The sequence below is a fragment of the Oscillospiraceae bacterium genome (assembly GCA_015068525.1).
Classification (GTDB): domain Bacteria; phylum Bacillota; class Clostridia; order UMGS1840; family HGM11507; genus SIG450.
On sequence record SVKJ01000053.1, the window covers coordinates 1 to 3,009 of the forward strand.

4 protein-coding genes are annotated in these 3,009 nt (G+C 32.7%); all 4 read left to right on the plus strand.

All coding sequences use genetic code 11. The features are described from left to right. Positions 1 to 248 precede the first annotated feature (248 nt). The 4 genes from E7419_08350 (at position 249) to E7419_08365 (ending at position 2,826) form a co-directional block, all read left to right on the plus strand. Positions 249 to 1,082: a hypothetical protein gene (locus E7419_08350; protein ID MBE7015186.1), complete on the plus strand. Its 834-nt coding sequence runs from the start codon at positions 249 to 251 to the stop codon at positions 1,080 to 1,082. 50 nt (positions 1,083 to 1,132) lie between these two features. Beyond that, on the plus strand, positions 1,133 to 1,600 hold the full coding sequence (locus E7419_08355; GenBank protein ID MBE7015187.1) for a GNAT family N-acetyltransferase: 468 nt from the start codon (positions 1,133 to 1,135) through the stop codon (positions 1,598 to 1,600). A 22-nt stretch (positions 1,601 to 1,622) separates the two neighbouring features. Then, positions 1,623 to 2,303 carry an epoxyqueuosine reductase gene (locus E7419_08360; protein MBE7015188.1) on the plus strand — a complete coding sequence of 227 codons (681 nt, stop codon included), beginning with the start codon at positions 1,623 to 1,625 and terminating at the stop codon, positions 2,301 to 2,303. A 67-nt stretch (positions 2,304 to 2,370) separates the two neighbouring features. After that, the gene (locus E7419_08365; protein ID MBE7015189.1) at positions 2,371 to 2,826 is read left to right on the plus strand and encodes a GNAT family N-acetyltransferase; all 456 of its coding nucleotides are present in this window, start codon (positions 2,371 to 2,373) and stop codon (positions 2,824 to 2,826) included. Positions 2,827 to 3,009: the final 183 nt, after the last annotated feature.

Genomic DNA, 3,009 nt, shown 5'->3' on the forward strand with positions numbered 1-3,009 from the left:
ATAAAGGTATTGCATCTATCAATTACGGAATGGAAATGGGCCAGCATTGTCTGATAAATCAGATTCAGGCAAACTTAATCTATGAAGACGGAACCTGTTATGATGAGAGATTTCCGGAAGGGATTACAGGCTGGATTAAAGCGGTGTGTGAGAAGACTATGCAACGGGGTGTTTGTATTAAGCAATAATTGTAGTGAATGATGTTGGTTTAGGGATACAAATGATTCTTATGTTTAAAAGGGGAAAATATGGATTACAAGGGTTATACATTTAAGTTTGGTGGTGTATATAAAGTTGAAAATAATGTAAAACTTTATTCTTTAGAAATTCACAAAGATGGAAATAAAATTTTTAAATCTGATTATGTATACTCTGACTCAAAAAGAGCATTTAAAGATGCTAAAGAAATGGTTAAAAAGAAAACTTTTAGTTCAGACATCGTAAATAAAAATACAGAAAAAGAAAATTATAAAAAAGACAGCCTTCGTAAGAATAAAAAAGCAAACAAAATAGCAAATATGGTGATATTAACATCAATAATTTTAACGATTATATCTTTGATAGTGAGTATTTTTGGAATCATTAAATTAGACAATGAAGTTCGTATTTTAACAGGTATATATGTTGGTATTGGTTTAGGAATGTCATCAATAATGTTATATTACGGAGTATTTATAAAAGAAGATTTTGAATTAAATAACAAGCATAGAATGCTTTCTTTCTTAATTTGGATGATTGTTTTATTTTATGATGATGGGTCTCATTGTTCAGATGATGACGAGCCATTTGAAAATAAAAAAGGATGGAGTTCGGCAACGGCAATAATTACATTGTTCTTTGAGGCATTATTTGGAATAGGTATTGTAATATTTTTTATATCGGCAAATGATTTTGGATTGGCTTTTTGGGGAATAGTTATTAGTTATTTTATGTTAATAATTAACTATATTTTTTGTATTGTATGGGAAATCAGTGATGCATATATCAACATGGAAACATTCCCTTATAATAAAGTTATTATGCCGCCATTAGCCATTTTGATCATAATAGCATTTTGTTATATTTTTTACTTGATTAAATAAATTCCATTGGCGGGAGATAGAAAATATGAATTTGCAAGTGAGGTTAAAAAATGGAAATCAGATTGTTCAATCGGGATGACGCACCCGAAACAGCACAAATGATTGCTGAAACATTAAAAATAAGTAACAGCAAGGATTATTCATGTGAATATATTGAAGACAATATATCCTCTCATTCTGCGGAAGTTCTGATTGAAAGAGCCAATGAAGGACATATGTATGTTGCCTGTGATGGTACGAGAATTGTTGGATGTGGGGCAATTGCAGGATATTGGGGTAGTGCAACCGAAAGTATTTTACTGACTATTTTTGTTTTGCCTGAATATCAGGGAAAAGGTGTCGGAAAAAGAATCATAGAAACACTTGAGCATGACGAATATTTTTTAAGAGCTAAGCGAGTTGAAATACCGGCGTCTATAACGGCAGTAGAGTTTTATAAAAAGATGGGATATGATTACAAAAACGGAATTGCAGAATTAGAAGATGGATTGTTATATAGACTGGAGAAGTTTAGATGAATTTAAACTTGTGGAGTGTTGTATGGGTAGAAAAGAAGCAATAAGAGAAAGAATATTAGGTTTGGGTGTTGATGTATGCGGATTTGCAGGAATAGAGCGATTTGCGGAAGCGCCGATAAATTTTCGTCCTATAGATTTGTATTCAGACTGTAAATCTGTGATTGCAGTAGGAATAGCGCTTCCTAAGGGACTTTTTCGCGTTGAATCAAGATTGATATACGGACATTTTAATGCAGATGTGGTACACAAAGTGGATGAAGTCGTATTTTCGGTAGCAAAAATCCTTGAGGAAGAATATGCTGGAATATGTGTACCGATTCCTTCGGATAATCCTTATGAATATTGGGAAACGGAAACCATGACAGGCAAAGGGCTATTATCAATGAAACATGTGGCGGTAGCCTGCGGAATTGGTCAAATTGGAAAAAGTAGTTTGTTATTAAATCCGAAATATGGCAACAGACTTACATTAGGTGCTGTCTTAACTAATTTGGATTTTGAAAGTGACCCGCTTTGTGAGAATATATGTATCCCCGAATGTACCAAGTGTTTACATTTTTGTCCTGTATCAGCGATACAAGATAAATCTGTTGCACAAATGAAATGTAGGCAAAATACCTATGGTAAAACCACAAGAGGATTTGATACTGTTGATTGTAACAAATGCAGAAGTGAATGCCCGGTGCGAGATGGACTTCTTTGAGAGGGGTCATCAATTTAAGTCTTGCAGTGAGACTGAAAGTACTTAGAAGTTTGTGGAGGTGTTATTTATGAAGATTGAATATAGAAAAGCGGATATTACAGATGCAGAATTGCTAATAGATATATATAATTCTGCGTTTTATAGTGATTATATTAAATATGGTGAATGTCCTGCGTATGGACAGACGAAAGAAATGATGGAAAAATCCATAATAAATTTTCCCAAGTTTATTATTCTATTCAATAACAAACCAGTTGGTTGTGTTTCTTGTAAAAAGGTAGAAGCGGGAGTATACGAAGTTGGCTGTTTGTGTGTTGTTCCAGAGTTTCAAGGAAAAGGAATAGGAACACTAGCAATAAAATTTATAACATCACACTACGAGGATTGGGATAAATTTACCTTAGTCACACCCATAGACAAAAAGGAAAATGTTAAGTTTTATACAGAAAAATGTGGATTTGATATAGTGTCTATGGAGATGGATGGAAATGTTAAAGTAGCACGATTTGTCTTAGAAAAATAATTCCCAATTTGTAGTGAACAGATAAAAAAATAAAATTAGAAAATATATATGACTGTAAATGGCAAGTTATTAGAAGTTTGTCAGATAGAAAATCTAAAATCGAAATAACTCGATGACAAAAAATGTAAGATTTTTATGTACTTGTCGGATAGATGGTTGAATTTATCGCTTTATAGACGATAA

Coding starts and splice junctions, on each gene's coding strand:
- E7419_08365 (MBE7015189.1), top strand. CDS start 2,371: ATGAAGATTGAATATAGAAAAGCGGATATTACAGATGCAGAATTGCTA.
- E7419_08350 (MBE7015186.1), top strand. CDS start 249: ATGGATTACAAGGGTTATACATTTAAGTTTGGTGGTGTATATAAAGTT.
- E7419_08355 (MBE7015187.1), top strand. CDS start 1,133: ATGGAAATCAGATTGTTCAATCGGGATGACGCACCCGAAACAGCACAA.
- E7419_08360 (MBE7015188.1), top strand. CDS start 1,623: ATGGGTAGAAAAGAAGCAATAAGAGAAAGAATATTAGGTTTGGGTGTT.